The organism is Oceaniglobus ichthyenteri (assembly GCF_003057885.1).
GTDB lineage: Bacteria > Pseudomonadota > Alphaproteobacteria > Rhodobacterales > Rhodobacteraceae > Oceaniglobus > Oceaniglobus ichthyenteri.
In genome coordinates this window covers 25,549-40,943 of sequence record NZ_QAGK01000011.1, presented here as the reverse complement: position 1 = coordinate 40,943, position 15,395 = coordinate 25,549, and the positions used below count along the sequence as shown (strand labels likewise).

The 15,395-nt window shown below is 57.9% G+C and carries 18 protein-coding genes; 5 read left to right on the top strand and 13 right to left on the bottom strand.

Going from position 1 to position 15,395, the window contains the following annotated elements; all coding sequences use genetic code 11:
- Positions 1 to 24 precede the first annotated feature (24 nt).
- Entirely contained in the window at positions 25 to 399 is a 375-nt protein-coding gene (locus C8265_RS20005) for a DUF1294 domain-containing protein (protein WP_108484879.1), read from the top strand.
- On the opposite strand, the gene C8265_RS15200 is transcribed toward C8265_RS20005, so the two are convergent.
- A complete protein-coding gene (locus tag C8265_RS15200; protein WP_108484878.1) occupies positions 396 to 857 on the bottom strand; it encodes an Lrp/AsnC family transcriptional regulator in 462 nt (153 codons plus the stop codon). The genes C8265_RS20005 and C8265_RS15200 overlap by 4 nt on opposite strands.
- Before the next feature lie 130 nt (positions 858 to 987).
- Between C8265_RS15200 and ald the strand changes: the two genes are divergently transcribed.
- On the top strand, positions 988 to 2,106 hold the full coding sequence (gene ald / locus C8265_RS15195) for an alanine dehydrogenase (protein WP_108484953.1): 1,119 nt from the start codon (positions 988 to 990) through the stop codon (positions 2,104 to 2,106).
- A 47-nt stretch (positions 2,107 to 2,153) separates the two neighbouring features.
- On the opposite strand, the gene mscL is transcribed toward ald, so the two are convergent.
- A complete protein-coding gene (gene mscL / locus C8265_RS15190) occupies positions 2,154 to 2,585 on the bottom strand; it encodes a large conductance mechanosensitive channel protein MscL (RefSeq protein ID WP_108484877.1) in 432 nt (143 codons plus the stop codon).
- A 130-nt stretch (positions 2,586 to 2,715) separates the two neighbouring features.
- Between mscL and C8265_RS15185 the strand changes: the two genes are divergently transcribed.
- Positions 2,716 to 3,414, top strand: coding sequence for a glutathione S-transferase family protein (locus tag C8265_RS15185; RefSeq protein WP_108484876.1), 699 nt, complete (start codon positions 2,716 to 2,718; stop codon positions 3,412 to 3,414).
- Here C8265_RS15185 and C8265_RS15180 read toward each other — a convergent pair.
- From C8265_RS15180 to pyk, 8 genes are all read right to left on the bottom strand, one after another.
- Positions 3,411 to 3,857: a YtoQ family protein gene (locus C8265_RS15180; protein ID WP_108484875.1), complete on the bottom strand. Its 447-nt coding sequence runs from the start codon at positions 3,855 to 3,857 to the stop codon at positions 3,411 to 3,413. The two genes, C8265_RS15185 and C8265_RS15180, sit on opposite strands and share 4 nt — an antisense overlap.
- 104 nt (positions 3,858 to 3,961) lie before the next feature.
- Positions 3,962 to 6,358, bottom strand: coding sequence for a phenylalanine--tRNA ligase subunit beta (pheT, locus tag C8265_RS15175; RefSeq protein WP_108484874.1), 2,397 nt, complete (start codon positions 6,356 to 6,358; stop codon positions 3,962 to 3,964).
- Positions 6,355 to 6,798: a hypothetical protein gene (locus C8265_RS19320; RefSeq protein WP_126623180.1), complete on the bottom strand. Its 444-nt coding sequence runs from the start codon at positions 6,796 to 6,798 to the stop codon at positions 6,355 to 6,357. Before C8265_RS19320 ends, pheT begins: the two co-directional genes overlap by 4 nt.
- The gene (gene pheS, locus C8265_RS15165; RefSeq protein ID WP_108484872.1) at positions 6,798 to 7,871 is read right to left on the bottom strand and encodes a phenylalanine--tRNA ligase subunit alpha; all 1,074 of its coding nucleotides are present in this window, start codon (positions 7,869 to 7,871) and stop codon (positions 6,798 to 6,800) included. Before pheS ends, C8265_RS19320 begins: the two co-directional genes overlap by 1 nt.
- Positions 7,872 to 8,010: 139 nt before the next feature.
- The gene (gene rplT / locus C8265_RS15160) at positions 8,011 to 8,376 is read right to left on the bottom strand and encodes a 50S ribosomal protein L20 (RefSeq protein ID WP_108484871.1); all 366 of its coding nucleotides are present in this window, start codon (positions 8,374 to 8,376) and stop codon (positions 8,011 to 8,013) included.
- A 12-nt stretch (positions 8,377 to 8,388) separates the two neighbouring features.
- A complete protein-coding gene (rpmI, locus tag C8265_RS15155) occupies positions 8,389 to 8,589 on the bottom strand; it encodes a 50S ribosomal protein L35 (RefSeq protein WP_108484870.1) in 201 nt (66 codons plus the stop codon).
- Positions 8,590 to 8,698: 109 nt separating this feature from the next.
- Complete coding sequence (locus C8265_RS15150) at positions 8,699 to 8,923, bottom strand: hypothetical protein (RefSeq protein ID WP_108484869.1); 225 nt, start codon at positions 8,921 to 8,923, stop codon at positions 8,699 to 8,701.
- A 30-nt stretch (positions 8,924 to 8,953) separates the two neighbouring features.
- A complete protein-coding gene (gene pyk, locus C8265_RS15145; RefSeq protein WP_108484868.1) occupies positions 8,954 to 10,399 on the bottom strand; it encodes a pyruvate kinase in 1,446 nt (481 codons plus the stop codon).
- Between the two features lie 204 nt (positions 10,400 to 10,603).
- On the opposite strand from pyk, the gene C8265_RS15140 reads away from it, so the two are divergent.
- Entirely contained in the window at positions 10,604 to 10,894 is a 291-nt protein-coding gene (locus tag C8265_RS15140; protein ID WP_108484867.1) for a DUF1244 domain-containing protein, read from the top strand.
- A 116-nt stretch (positions 10,895 to 11,010) separates the two neighbouring features.
- Here the strand turns inward: C8265_RS15140 and C8265_RS15135 are convergent, their stop codons facing one another.
- The 3 genes from C8265_RS15135 to dgcN form a co-directional block, all read right to left on the bottom strand.
- Positions 11,011 to 11,868 carry a D-amino-acid transaminase gene (locus C8265_RS15135; RefSeq protein WP_108484866.1) on the bottom strand — a complete coding sequence of 286 codons (858 nt, stop codon included), beginning with the start codon at positions 11,866 to 11,868 and terminating at the stop codon, positions 11,011 to 11,013.
- Between the two features lie 111 nt (positions 11,869 to 11,979).
- Entirely contained in the window at positions 11,980 to 12,948 is a 969-nt protein-coding gene (gene dgcA / locus C8265_RS15130; protein WP_420818872.1) for an N-acetyl-D-Glu racemase DgcA, read from the bottom strand.
- Entirely contained in the window at positions 12,945 to 13,946 is a 1,002-nt protein-coding gene (dgcN, locus tag C8265_RS15125) for an N-acetyltransferase DgcN (protein ID WP_108484865.1), read from the bottom strand. Before dgcN ends, dgcA begins: the two co-directional genes overlap by 4 nt.
- 299 nt (positions 13,947 to 14,245) lie before the next feature.
- Here dgcN and C8265_RS15120 point away from each other — a divergent pair, with 299 nt between their 5' ends.
- Positions 14,246 to 15,202, top strand: a complete 957-nt coding sequence (locus C8265_RS15120; protein WP_108484951.1) for an L-malyl-CoA/beta-methylmalyl-CoA lyase — start codon at positions 14,246 to 14,248, stop codon at positions 15,200 to 15,202.
- The last annotated feature ends 193 nt before the right edge of the window (positions 15,203 to 15,395 follow it).

Sequence of the window (15,395 nt, the reverse complement as noted above, 5' to 3'; positions counted from 1 at the left end):
GTCAACCCTCATCACCCCAACCCCATGATATTTTTCGCTTTCGCCCTTTGGATCGCCACAATAAACGCCGTGACCTACGGTGCGTTTTCCCATGACAAATCCCGGGCCGAAAACGGCGGTTATCGCATGTCAGAGGCGCGTTTGTTGCGGCTTGCCATGCTAGGCGGTTGGCCTGCCGCCAAACTGGCCCAAAGGCGGCTACGCCACAAAACCCGCAAGATGCCGTTCGCGCGTGATTTGAACCGTGTTCCGGTGAAACAGGCGCTGATACTTGGGTGCGGATTGTTGGTTTTCGGGGCTCTTAATTCGGCAGACCGAGTGCAAATGCGATCTTTGTTCAGCTTCGATGTATCCGCAGAAAAGCCCATACTGCCCCGCCGATTTGGCCCAGGAAATTAAACCGGCAATGCGGTTGTCCACCGCACCGTGCGCAGCGCGAACGAGCTTTGCATTTGCGCCACGCCGGGCAATCGGGCCAGATGGCGCCGGTGGATCATGGCGAAATCTTCGGTGTCCTTTGCCACAACTTTCAACAGGTAATCGGCAACTCCGGCCATCAAATGGCACTCCAGAACATCGGGGATTCGCGCCACGGCACGTTCAAACGCATCCAAAACCTCATCCGTCTGACCCGACAGGGTGATTTCAACGAATACCGTGGTTTTGCGATCCAGTTGCTGGCGATCCAACAGCGCGACATAGCCGGTGATCACGCCCTCGGCTTCCAACCGTTGCACGCGGCGATGACAGGCCGACGCCGACAGGTTTACCTTGTCCGCCAGATCGGCGTTCGACATCCGTCCGCTGTTTTGCAAAACCGACAGAATTCGCCGGTCGGTTGTGTCGATTACGGTCATGGCGCGCCATCCTTTGAAAACCCTGCACCTCTTGGCGCGTTTACCGCAGGCTATCTGCGCCGATGGTCATAAAATATCAATCATTTTGGTGACATGGTTCTATGATGGCCCAACAGCGAGGGAGGTTGAAATGCTGATTGGTTGCCCGAAAGAAATCAAACCACAGGAATTTCGCGTTGGCCTGACGCCCAATGCCACGCGCGAAATTGTGGCCAAAGGCCATGGCGTGCTTTTCGAAACTGGCGCGGGCGACGGGGCCGGTTTCACCGATGAGGATTACACAACGGCAGGCGCCACATTGGCCGACACCGCATCCGACGTGTTTGCCAAGGCCGACATGATCATAAAGGTAAAAGAACCGCAATCTGGCGAACGCGCCATGTTGCGCCAGGGTCAGGTTTTGTTCACCTATCTGCACTTGGCACCTGATCCGGATCAAACACGTGATCTGCTGGCCTCGGGCTGTACCGCCATTGCCTATGAAACCGTGACCGATGCGCAGGGTGGCCTGCCATTGTTGGCACCCATGTCCGAGGTTGCGGGGCGGCTGGCCCCACAGGTGGGCGCCTATGCGTTGCAAAAGGCAAATGGCGGGCGCGGCGTTTTGATGGGCGGTGTGCCCGGCGTTGGCCCCGCCACAGTGGTTATGATCGGCGGTGGCGTGGTCGGCGCACAAGCCGCGCGTATCGCGGCGGGAATGGGCGCAGATGTGACCGTGCTTGACCGATCGTTACCGCGGCTCAGTTTTCTGGATGATGTATTTGGCGACCGGTTCAACACCCGCTATGCCAATGCGGGCAATACGGCCGAACTGGTGATGCTGGCCGATATGGTGATCGGTGCAGTCCTGATTCCCGGCGCGGCGGCCCCCAAGTTGGTCACACGCGCGCAACTCTGCGATATGAAACCCGGCGCGGTGATCGTGGATGTGGCAATTGACCAAGGCGGGTGTTTCGAAACCTCGCGCGCCACCACCCATGACAATCCAACATACGAGGTTGACGGAATTGTTCATTACTGTGTCGCCAACATGCCCGGCGCGGTGCCCCGCACTTCGACCCTTGCACTGTCCAATGCGACATTGCCATTCATCCTCGCCTTGGCCGACAAGGGGTGGAAACAGGCCTGCGATGATGATCCGCATTTGTTGGCCGGGCTGAATGTGCACGCCGGAAAGCTGACCAATCATGCGGTTGGTGTGGCGCTGGATATTGACGTGCTGTCGCCCAAATTGGCGCTGAAGATGTGAACATGCCGCCCGCCGACACCGGCGGGCCACAGTATCATTTGGTGCGCCTAACCGCGCTTCAACTGGTCGCGAATTTCGATCAGAACGTCCAACTCGGACGGGCCGGTTTTGACTTCGGGCGCAACATCATCGGGCTTTTCCGCTGCCGATTTCAGACGGTTGACGACTTTTACCAAAATGAACACCACAAACGCGATGATCAGGAAATTGATACAGGCCGTGACGAACGCGCCATAGGCGAAAATCGCCGCGCCATTTTCCCGCGCCGCCTCGAGCCCCAAACCCGGCGCAACATCCCCCGACAGTACGAAATACATACTGGTAAAATCGACCCCGCCCAGAATCAGGCCGATAACCGGATTGATCAGATCACCCACCAGACTGCTGACAATCGCCGTAAACGCCGCACCGATGATGATACCAACAGCCAAATCCATCACATTGCCCTTGGCAATGAAATCCTTAAATTCGTTAATCATTTTTGACCCCGCGTAAAATACTGACATTGTTCGCCACCGCACGGCGTGTAGCATCAATTCAAACAAAAGTTACGCTTTTTTACCGCGCAAAATCGCCTAGGGTCTGCCTCACGCAATATAAGGAAATCCCATGCCCGATCTTTCAGCCTTTCCCATCACCGCCCGTTGGCCCGCGGCAAACCCCGATGTGATCCAGCTCTACTCCTATCCTACCCCAAATGGTGTCAAAGTCTCGATCGCGTTGGAAGAACTGGGCCTCGAATATGAACCGCACCGGGTTACCCTGGCAGATGAAGATGTCAAATCTGACGCTTTTCTGTCCCTGAACCCCAACAATAAAATCCCCGCGATCATTGATCCCAACGGCCCTGACGGCGCGCCCTTGGGTCTGTTTGAATCCGGCGCGATCCTGATTTATCTGGCGGAAAAAACCGGAAAGTTGATGGGTAAAACCGCATCTGACAAGGCGCGCACGATTCAGTGGGTGATGTTTCAGATGGGTGGCGTTGGCCCGATGTTTGGCCAACTGGGCTATTTCACCAAATTCGCCGGCGCCGAAATCGAAGACCCGCGCCCGCGTGAAAGATTTATCAACGAGGCAAAGCGCCTGCTGGCGGTGCTGGAAAAAGAAATGACCGGCAAAGATTGGATAATCGGGGAGTTTTCCATCGCCGATATTGCCATCGTGCCCTGGCTGAATGGGCTTGAATTTTACGGCGTACTGGAAACGGTGGGCTGGGCCGACCACCCCAATCTGGTGGCCTGGCACAAAAGGTTCTATGCCCGCCCAGCCGTTGAAACGGGCAAGAACATTCCCCCCCGCACTTAACCGGGCAGTTTTCCTGTCAGCACATACCGCAGGATCTCAACCACCTGCTGCGGCTCTTGCGCAACGGCAAGGGCCGCGGCATCCACTTCTTTCAACGCATGGGCATGATCGGGCCCGTGCAACACGATCAGCGATTTGCCAAGGGCGGCGGCATAACCGGCATCAAACGCCGCGTTCCACTGTTTGTATTTGTCGCCAAACCGCACAACGACCACATCGGCCTCTTCAATGCCTTTGCGGGTGCGAATGGCATTCACCATCGCGCCCTTGTGATCGTGCCAGTATTTGTTTTCTTCGGCCCCCAAAATCGCCACACCGCAATCATCGCTGGCATCGTGATCGGTGACCGGGCTGTTAAACACCACATCCAACCCCTGTGCGCCGTCGATGATTTGTTCGCGCCAATCGGTGTGGATTTCACCGGACAGATAAACATGCAACATTTCGTTCTCCTTAAAGTTGTAATGCCTCCGGCGGGGATATTTAGTGCAAGAAAAAACCAAACGCTGTTCTGTTTTTTCTTGCTTTAAATATCCATAAACCGACGTCAGCCGCGCAAAACGCCGCCAGTGGCCTTGGCGACCTTTTCAATGATCTTGGCCGATACCATCTCGATTTCCTTTTCGGTCAGGGTGGCGGTTTGCGGTTGCAGGCGCACCGTGATGGCCAATGATTTCTGCCCCGCGCCCAGACTGCCGCCAACGAATTGGTCAAACAGGCGCACATCTGCGATCAACGCCTTATCGGCCCCGGCGGCGGCATTCAGCAATGTCAACGCCTCGGTCTTCTCATCGACGACAAAGGCGAAATCACGTTCCGTTGCCTGAAACCCCGACAGGATCAATGGCGCGCGCGCCGCGCCGGTGTTGCGCGGCAATGGGATTTCGGCAGGCCACAGGGTGAACGCCATGGCCGGGCCTTTCACATCCATCGCTTTCAAAATGCGCGGATGCACTTCGCCAAAAATACCCAGTACCTTTTTCGGCCCAAGGCAGATCATCCCATGCCGCCCCGGATGCCACCAATCCGGCCCGCCGCGCAGGATCTGCACCTTGCCCGGCGCGCCCATGGCGGCCAGCGCTGCCTCGGCATCGGCCTTGACGTCGTAAATATCGACCACACGGGAATCGCCGTGCACGTCTTTTGGTCCGGTGCGACCGATCAACAGGCCGGTGACCAAAAGATGCTGCTCGCCCGGCTCACCACCGTGAAAGGCGGGGCCGACCTCAAACAGGGCCATATCGTTGACACCGCGCGCCTGGTTGCGTTTGGCGGCCTGCAACAATCCGGGCAACAGCGCCGGCCGCATATGCGACAGATCGGCGGAAATCGGATTTTCCAGCATCGTGGCATCACTGCCGCCATCAAACAGCGCCGCCGATGCCTGATCGACAAAGCTGTAGGTCACACATTCGTTATAGCCCAGCGCGGCAATGGTGCGGCGCACGGTCTGTTCGCGTTTTTGCAGCGGTGTGAGGATCGGTTTCGGCACGCCCGCTTGGGCGCGCGCCATGGGTTGGCCTTGCAACTTGGTCAGGGATGCGATGCGCGCCACCTCTTCCACCAGGTCTGCCGCGCCCTGCACGTCGGGGCGCCAAGATGGCACCTGCACCATGTCGCCCTGCACGTCAAAACCGAGTGCGCTCAGGGTTGCGCGCTGCACATCGGGCGCGATGGTCATGCCCACCAGGCTTTGCACCTGATCGGTATCCAACGGGTAGCTGCGCGCATGATCGGGGGCTGCGCCGGCCTCTACCACCTCTGACGCTTCCCCGCCGCACAGGTCCAACACCATTTGCGTGGCGGCCTGAAGCCCCGGCAGGGTGTATGCAGGGTCAACGCCGCGCTCAAACCGATACCGCGCGTCTGAGTTGATTTTCAGCGCGCGGCCTGTGTGCGCAATTGTCACCGGATCCCACCAGGCGGATTCCAGAAACACATTCACCGTTTCATCGGAACATCCCGACGGCGTGCCGCCCATGATTCCGGCAATGCTTTCAACGCCTTGATCGTCGGAAATCACCATTTGGCCCGGCTGAAACGTGTATTCTTTGTCATCCAGCGCCAACAGGGTTTCGCCGCCCGTGGCGCGATGCACCCGCAATCCGCCCTGCATTTTATCGGCATCGAACACGTGCAAGGGGCGATTATAGGCATAGGTGAAAAAGTTGGTGATATCGACCAGAGCCGAGATTGGCCTGAGCCCGATTGCCTTTAGCCGGTGTTGCAGCCAGGCCGGCGACGGGCCGTTTTTCACACCGCGAATAAGGCGGCCGGTGAAGTGCGGGGCGCTGTCGCGCGTATCCTCGTCAATCGTGACGGTGATTGGGCATGGGAAGGTGCCGGGCACATCGGCCACGGTTGTTTCGATTAACGTGCCAAGGCCACGCGCCGCCAAATCGCGGGCAATGCCATGCACGCCCAACGCATCGGGGCGGTTTGGCGTGATGGCGATTTCGATCACCGGGTCGATTTTGGCCGGGTCATGTTCGGCCAGCCAATCGGTAAACGGTTGGCCGATGGTGCCGCTGGGCAGTTCGATGATGCCCTCGTGTTCGTCCGACAGCTCCATTTCCCGTTCCGAACACATCATCCCATGGGATTCGACGCCGCGAATTTTGCCCACTTGAATGGTCGTGTCGATGCCCGGCACATAGGTGCCAGGGCGCGCAACCACCACGGTAATGCCCGCCCGCGCATTGGACGCGCCACAGATGATTTGCAGCGTGTCTTCGCCCGTGTCCACCTGACACACGTTCAACCGATCCGCATCGGGGTGCTTTTCGGCGGTTTTGACATAGCCAAGCGTAAAGGCCGACAACCGTGCCGCAGGGTTTTCCACGCCTTCAACTTCAAGACCAAGATCGGTCAGGGCGTCGGTGATTTCGTCCACCGAGGCGGTGGTGTCGAGATGCTCTTTGAGCCAGGAGAGGGTGAATTTCATTCCATGGCGCCTTCTTTTAGTGTAATTGGAGTTCGCTTTCCGATGGGAACTAGATATTCAAAATCCCACCCCTCAATTCGTGTCTTTTCGAAGCAGTCATTGCGCATTGCTTTAAATAAATCACTGACACGTTGGTGTACATCCTCCGGCCCAAGTGCATTCATATCCATTACAGATGCTTCTTGTACTAGCGGCATCACGGCAAGTACTTGATCCGATGCTACCAATAATAACTCGCATTTCATTCGATCATAAATCCGACCTGACGTTTCCGAACGATCTTCAACATGATCAAACAGGGCTTCCAAAAAACGTTGATAGACATCCCTACGCCTTTCAAGCAACGTGGCCCTTCTATCGATTCTTTTCTGATTCCAGTAGGCTAGCGCACCTCCGAAAACAGCGATCAACGCCGTAATTATTGGTGCCCACAAACTCATCAACTAACCCCACCATGCAACGTCGGCACCTGCAACGGCGAGAACCCGTAGTGCCGCAACCACCGCAGATCACTGTCAAAAAACGCGCGCAAATCTGGGATGCCGTATTTCAGCATGGCAATGCGGTCGATGCCCATGCCGAAGGCAAAGCCTTGCCATTCATTGGGGTCGATTCCGCCGGCGGTTAACACTTTGGGGTGGACCATGCCGCTGCCCAGCACCTCAAGCCAACCATCGCCTTCGCCGACGCGCACCTGGCCATCTTGCCAGGAACATTGAATATCCACCTCGGCCGAGGGTTCAGTGAATGGAAAATGCGAGGCGCGAAAGCGGGTTTTGACCTTGGTGCCGAAATAGGCGGTAAAAAACTCCTCAAGCACCCATTTCAGGTTCGCCATCGAGATGTTTTTATCCAGCGCCAAGCCTTCGACCTGATGAAACATCGGCGTGTGGGTCTGATCGTAATCGGCACGGTAGACGCGACCGGGGCAGATGATGCGCACGGGCGCGCCTTGGGCCTGCATCGTGCGAATCTGTACCGGGCTGGTGTGGGTGCGCAGCACATGGGGCGGGCGGGCATCGCCTGTGTCACGGTGCATATAAAACGTGTCCATCTCGCCCCGCGCGGGGTGGTGTGATGGGATGTTAAGGGCATCGAAATTGTAAAAATCGGTTTCAACCTGCGGGCCTTCGGCCACGGCAAAGCCCATATCGGCGAAAATCGCGGTGCATTCTTCCCACACCTGGCTGACCGGGTGGATTGTGCCCATGGCGGCACCTCGGCGCCGTCCGGGCAGGGTGACATCCAACCATTCGCCGCGCAGCCGTTCGTCAAGCGCGGCATTGCCCAGAGATTCCTTGCGCGCGGCGATGGCGGATGTGATTTCATCCTTCAGCGCATTTAACGCCGGGCCGACCACCTGGCGCTGTTCCGGTGTCATCTTGCCCAGTTCGCGCATTTTCAGCGAAACCTCGCCCTTTTTGCCGATGGCGGTCAGGCGCAGCGCCTCAAGCGCGGATTCATCCTGTGCGCCTGCGATCTGTGTAATGTATTTATCTCGTAAATCGTCCATGGCCCGCTCCGTCATATGCTGCGCGGGTGCTACCGCGTGGCGGCGCGCGCTGCAAGGTTATCGGGGGGTTGCACCCCCCAAAACGAAAAAACGCGGACCGATTGGCCCGCGTTTTGCATCATCATGCGATGGGGTCGGCTTAGGCGGCCAAGGCGGCCTGGGCTTTTTCCACGATCGTGCCGAATGCTTCGGGCTCGTTCACGGCCAGATCGGCCAGAACCTTGCGGTCAACCTCAATCCCGGCCAGGGACAGACCATTGATAAAGCGGCTGTATGTCAGCGCCTCATCATGGCCGCGTACGGCGGCATTGATCCGCTGAATCCACAGCGCGCGGAAATTCCGCTTGCGATTCTTACGGTCGCGCGTGGCGTATTGGTTGGCTTTATCAACGGCCTGTGTTGCCGTTTTGAATGCAGTGCTGCGACGGCCATAATAACCTTTGGCAGCTTTCAGAACCTTTTTGTGACGCGAATGGGCGACGGTTCCACCTTTGGTACGTGACATGGATCTGTCTCCTTAACCGGCGTAGGGCATGAAAGATTTGGCAAGCTTCTGATCCGGCACGCTGAGAACACGTGTGCCGCGCGCGCTGCGGATAAATTTCGTGCTGCGCTTGATCATCCCGTGACGCTTGCCGGCATAGCCGCCGACGACCTTGCCGGTCGCTGTCACCTTGAAGCGCTTTTTGGCGCTCGATTTCGTCTTCATCTTGGGCATTTCCGTCTCCTGTCTTTGGGTCGGGTGTGCGCGCGACTCGGCATGCCTCTTGGGCCGGACGCACGAAAGAATGGATCGTATAAATCGGGATCGCCATCCTGACAAGGGGTTAGTTCAGGATCATCCCGATCACCCGCACGAAAGCTTCGGGAATATCGGCAATGGCATAGCCGCCGGGGCGCGATGTGATGGCAAAATAAATCGCGCCCCCCGCCAGAACGATCATGATCATTGCCGCGCGGGGCGGGCGCGATTCAGAAAACGCCGAAAGCAGCGAAGGAACCGCCAGCGCCAGAAATATCACGCCCAGAACAAGGGCAATATCGGGATTCACCGGCGACTCCTTTGTTATCGTGCTTTCAGATTATTCAGGATCGCCACTGTAAATCAATCGCTCATCACAGGGTGCCACCCGCAGGATATTGGTGGTGCCGGGAATATTGAACGGGACACCGGCGGTGATCACGATCTGATCTTCCTTGTTGGCAAACCCTTCGGCCATGGCAGCCCGGGTCGAAGCGATAACCGCGCCCTTGAACCGATCAACCGGGCGGGCGATCACACAGTGCAACCCCCACGTCAGAACCAGCCGCCGCGCCGTGCCCACCACATGGGTCATCGCCAAAATCGGAACACGCGGACGTTCGCGCGCGACCAGACTGGCGGTTTTACCCGATTGCGAGAAGCAACAGATCGCCTTGATATTCGTGGTTTCGGCAATTTCGCGCGCGGCCGAAACGATGGCATCGGCCACGGTTTCCTTTTTGCCGTCGCGGCTGGCCTCCATGACCTCGCGATAGGTCGGATCACTTTCCACTTCGATGGCGACCGCGTCCATGGTTTTGACCGCCTCAACAGGGAACGATCCGGCAGCCGATTCAGCCGACAGCATGACGGCATCGGCCCCCTCATAGATCGCGGCGGCCACATCGGACACTTCGGCGCGGGTGGGCACCGGTGATTCGATCATCGATTCCAACATCTGTGTCGCCACGATCACCGGCTTGGCGGCGGCACGACATTTGCGCACCAGACGTTTCTGGATCGGTGGAACGTTTTGCACAGGCAATTCCACACCCAGATCGCCGCGCGCCACCATGATGCCATCTGACACCTTGAGGATCGCATCAAAATTCGTCACTGCCGAAGGCTTTTCAATCTTGCTGAGGATTGCGGCGCGGCCATAGGCCAGTTCGCGCGCCTCTTCCACATCTTCGGGGCGCTGAACAAACGACAGGGCCAGCCAATCAACCCCCAGATCACAGACAAAATCCAGATCCTTGCGGTCTTTTTCCGAAAGTGCGGCCAGGGGCAGAACCACATCGGGCACGTTCACGCCCTTGCGGTTGGAAATCGTCCCCCCCACGATCACTTCGCAATTGGCGAAATCCTTGCCACATTCAATCACCTTGAGGCGAATTTTACCATCATTCACCAACAGGCTGGATCCCGGCTCCAACGCTGCGAAAATCTCTTTGTGGGGCAGACAGACGCGGGTTGAATCGCCCTCGGCCTTGTCCAGATCCAGACGAAACTTCTGACCGACGGTCAGATCTTCTTCGCCGTTGGCAAAAACACCAACCCGCAATTTCGGGCCTTGCAGATCGGCCAAAATGGCAATCGGACGACCGAGATCGTTTTCGATCTTGCGAATGATGCCATGGCGCACCTTGATTTCTTCATGGTCTCCATGGCTCATATTCAACCGAAACACATCTGCGCCTGCCTCAAACAGGGCGCGGATGGTATCATAATCATTGGACGCAGGGCCCAGGGTGGCGACGATCTTTACATTGCGAAGGCGTCTCATAGTGCCTTTTCCTTCATTCGGGGCATCAGGGAAGATGGGTCGCGGGTTTTATGGCGCAAAAATGTTAGCGGTACAACTGGCGCATTCATCAATGCCATATCGAACCCTGAATGACCGCATCCCGTTCACTTTTCAGGCAGATCAGACACCTTGACGAACACGCCCCACCAACCCACCCTGAGGCAAATCTAAAAGGAGAGTGTCATGGACGCCCAAACCGAACTGGAACTTGAAGCTGCCGCATTTCGCAAACTGCGCGATCATCTGGCAAAACGGACCGACGTGCAAAATATCGACATGATGAACCAGACCGGATTCTGCCGCAATTGTCTGAGCCGCTGGTATCAGGAGGCCGCCAATGACCGCGGCATCGACATGGACAAGGCACAGGCGCGCGAGGCGTTTTACGGAATGCCCTTTGAGGACTGGAAATCAAAACATCAGACCGAGGCGACGCAAGAGCAAAAAGACGCTTTTGCCAAATCCCACGGATAGACTGGCGCTGCGCGCCATGCCTTCGGCGAGGATATTTTCAGCAAGAAAAAGCCCGGACTGCGAACACCGCAGACCGGGCTTTTGCCTGTCCGGTTTCAGCGGACGCGCCGCCGCGATCAGATCGCGGCCTTGCGGCTTTCGTCGACATATATTTCGCGCAACCGACTGGCCACCTGGCCCACCTTGCCGGTTCCGATCGGGGCGCCATCCAACTCTACCACCGGCATCACAAACATGGATGCCGAGGTAATGAAGGCTTCGTCGGCGTCTTTCGCCTCGTCCAGGGTAAAGGCGCGCTCTTCCACTTCCATTTGCGCCTCGCGGGCGAATCGCAGCACAGCAGCACGGGTGATCCCGTGCAGGATTTCATGGCCCAGATGGCGGGTGATGATCTTGCCGTTTTTTACGATATAGGCATTGTTGCTGGTGCCTTCGGTCACGAACCCGTCTTCGACCATCCAGGCATCGTGGGCGCCGGCCGCCTTGGCCATCATCTTGCCCATCGACGGATACAGAAGTTGCACCGTCTTGATATCGCGCCGGCCCCACCGCTGATCTTCGATGCTGATCACCTTCAGGCCCGTCTGCGCCATCGGGTTTTCCGCCAAGCCCGGTTTGGCCTGCGTGAACAACACGATCGTGCAGGGGGTATCGGCGGGGGGATAGGCAAAATCACGATCAGCCGCGCCGCGGGTGATTTGCAGATAGATCAGGCCATCGTCGATTTCATTCAGGCGCACCAATTCGCGGTGCACTTCAAGCAGATCATCCTTGGAAATCGGATTGGTGATCTCCAGTTCGGACAAAGACCGCTGCAGCCGCACGGCGTGACCTTCGAAATCGAGCAACTTACCGCCCAGAACGCTGGTGACTTCGTACACGCCATCGGCAAACAAAAAGCCACGGTCAAAGATCGAAACCTTGGCCTGGTCTTCGGGCAGGTAGGCGCCATTCAGATAAACGGTGCGGGTCATCGGCAAAGTCCTTGTGGGTTATTGGGTCTTTTCTTCCTATGCCAGTCGATCACGGATAAATCCATTCCCATCCGCGACAAACAGCGTGGGCCAATCGATTTTCCCGCGCCGTTACCCCCAAAGCGCCGGATCAGAGGGATGCACGCCGCGTTCGTCAAACTGCAACGGCGTTTGGCGGTCTTCGGCCAGCAACAAAGGCCCGTCCAGATCGGTAAACGCCGCCCCCTGCGCCAACAGAACCGCCGGCGCCATCGCCAATGACGTACCAACCATGCAGCCCACCATGATCCCGAACCCTTGGGCACGGGCCGCGTCGCGCAACAACAATCCTTCGGTCAACCCACCGGTCTTGTCCAGCTTGATGTTGATCATGTCGTATTTGCCGACCAGATCGGGCAAAGATGCGCGATCATGGCACGACTCATCGGCGCAAACCGGCAGAGGACGGGCGATTTCGGCCAGCATGTCATCCTGCCCCGCGGGCAATGGTTGTTCAACCAGCTTCACCCCCATGCGCACCAGATGGGGGGCCAGATCCGTGTATACTTCGGCGCTCCAGCCTTCATTGGCATCAACGATAATGGCGGCGTTTGGCGCACCGGCGCGCACCGCTTCAAGGCGCGCCATATCGTCGGGCGTGCCCAGCTTGATCTTGAGCAACGGGCGGTGGGCGTGTTTTGCCGCCGCTGCGCGCATGTTTTCGGGCGTATCAAGCGACAGGGTAAAGGCCGTGATCTCGGGCCCCGGCCGCGCCAGCCCGGCCAATTGCCAAACCCGCTTGCCACTGCGCTTGGCCTCAATGTCCCACAGGGCGGCATCCATGGCAAACCGCCCGGCGCCGGGCTTCATCACCTGTTGCAGCGTTTGCCGGTCAATATCAGCGGGCAGCGCGTTGATCTGCGCCGTTACCGACTCTGGCGTTTCGCCATAGCGGGCATAGGGCACAGATTCGCCCCAGCCTTTGTGGGTGCCATCATCCAGGTGAACGGTCAGCACTTTGGCCTCGGTCCGGGAACCGCGTGAGATGGTGAAGGTTTCGGCCAGACGAAACGTATCATGGGTCACGGTGCGCTGTATCATAGGGCCAACACCGCATCGACCAGATTGGCGGTGCCAAACCGGAATGGATCGGTCGTGGGCAGGCCGATACGTTTTTCCGTCTCTTCGATCAGGCGGCGCGCCTCGTCTATGCGCAGCGCCTTGGTGTTAAGCGACACGCCGGCGATCTGTGCGTCGGGGTTGGCGATACGGGCCAGGGGCAGCGCGGTATCGCGCAGCTGTTCCAGCGTCGGCAGGGTATAATCCGGCAAACCGCGCATATGGGTGCGGGTGGGTTCGTGGCACAGCACCATCGCATCGGGTTGCCCGCCATGGATCAACGCCATGGTCACGCCGGAATACGACACGTGAAACAGGCTGCCCTGCCCTTCGATATGATCCCAATGGTCAGGATCATTGTCAGGGGTCAAGTATTCAACCGCCCCGGCCATGAAATCGGCAATCACCGCATCCAATGGCACACCACCACCGGTAATCAGAATGCCTGTCTGCCCGGTGGGGCGAAACGTCGATTTCACACCACGCTTTTGCATTTCGGCATCCATCGCCATGCCGGTATACATTTTACCCACCGAACAATCGGTGCCGATCGCCAGACAGCGTTTGCCGGTACGTTTTCTGCCGTTCGCAATCGGATAGGCCACCGTGGGTATGCGGACATCGTGCAGGGTGGGCCCGTGCATCCGCGCCGCGGAAATCAGCTCATTCTCGTTGCGCAACAGATTGTGCAGACCAGCGGCCAGATCGAAGCCCATTTCGATGGCTTCCACCAACACCTTTTTCCAGGCATCGGAAATCACCCCGCCCCGGTTGGCCACGCCGATCACCACGGTTTTCACCCCGGCCGCCTTTGCCTCGGCCAGGGTCATATCCTGCAGCCCCATATCTGCACCGCACCCCGGCAATCGGAATTGGCCCAAGGCCACATCGGGGTTCCAATCCTTGATCCCCTGGGCCACTTTCGCCGCCAAGGCATCGGGCGCATCGCCCAGAAACAAAAGATAGGGTGTTTGGATCATCGGGGCGTCCTTTATCGGTATGTTCAGGGCGTTATACGGGCTGAGCGCGACAGGTGATCCCGAATTTGGTGCAAAAATGCAAAATTTCGCAGGATACTTCGCGGGATCGCCGGATTTATGAAAGGAATATGCGCATTGAGGTCAAAACACCGCACAACCACCCACCAAAGCCTGATCATTACAGGGCGCGCACCCGCACCACCCCATGTCTTTCTTTCTGCAGCGCAGCGGGTTGCATCGACATGCGCAATATCATAACCCATAACGTGGAATTTCAGAAACAATCTTGCGAGGCACCCATGTCTTTTCGTGTTCAACCCAGCGCCCCCGCCCGCCCGAACCGCTGCCAATTGTTCGGCCCCGGATCACGCCCGGCGATCTTTGAAAAAATGGCGGCCAGTGCGGCAGATGTCATCAACCTGGATCTTGAAGACAGTGTTTCGCCCGATGACAAGCCGCAGGCGCGCCAGAACATCATTCAGGCAATCAACGATATTGATTGGGGCACCAAACATCTGAGCGTGCGGATCAACGGGCTCGACACGCCCTATTGGTATCGTGATGTGGTTGAGGTGCTGGAACAGGCCGGCGACCGGATTGATCAAATCATGATCCCCAAGGTGGGATGCGCCGCCGATGTTTATGCCGTCGATGCCTTGGTCACGGCGGTTGAGGCGGCCAAGGGGCGAACCAAACCCATCGCATTTGAGGTTATCATCGAAACCGCCGCTGGCATTGCCCATGTTGAAGAGATCGCCGCCAGCTCACCCCGTTTGCAGGCGATGAGCCTGGGCGCGGCGGATTTTGCCGCCTCCATGGGTATGCAGACCACCGGGATCGGTGGCACCCAGGAAAATTACTATATGTACCGCGACGGGCAAAAATACTGGTCCGATCCGTGGCATTGGGCGCAAACCGCCATCGTTGCCGCGTGTCGCACACACGGGGTCTTGCCCGTCGATGGCCCGTTTGGTGATTTTTCCGACGACGAAGGGTTTCGCGCACAGGCGTTGCGCTCGGCCACCCTTGGGATGGTGGGAAAATGGGCGATCCACCCGAAACAGGTGGCGCTGGCCAATGAAATTTTCACCCCCAGCGCCGAAGCGGTGCAAGAGGCGCGCGATATCCTGGCGGCGATGGAACAGGCCAGGAAAGATGGCCAAGGCGCCGCTGTTTACAAAGGCCGCCTTGTCGATCTCGCATCGATCCGGCAAGCCGAAGTGATTGTGCGCCAGTCGGAAATGATTTCTGGCTAACCTTTCCCCCCGGCACACCGATGCCGGGGGGCATCCGGCCCACCCCGGGCGCCAAATCAATCATCGTGCGCGCCGCAGGCGCTCCGTTTGGTCAGACCGCCCAGACGCACCGCGAGATAGATTACCGGCGTGAATATTTTCAAACACCCACAGCATCCGCTTTACCCATCTCTGCTATATCGCTTTTTTCTCA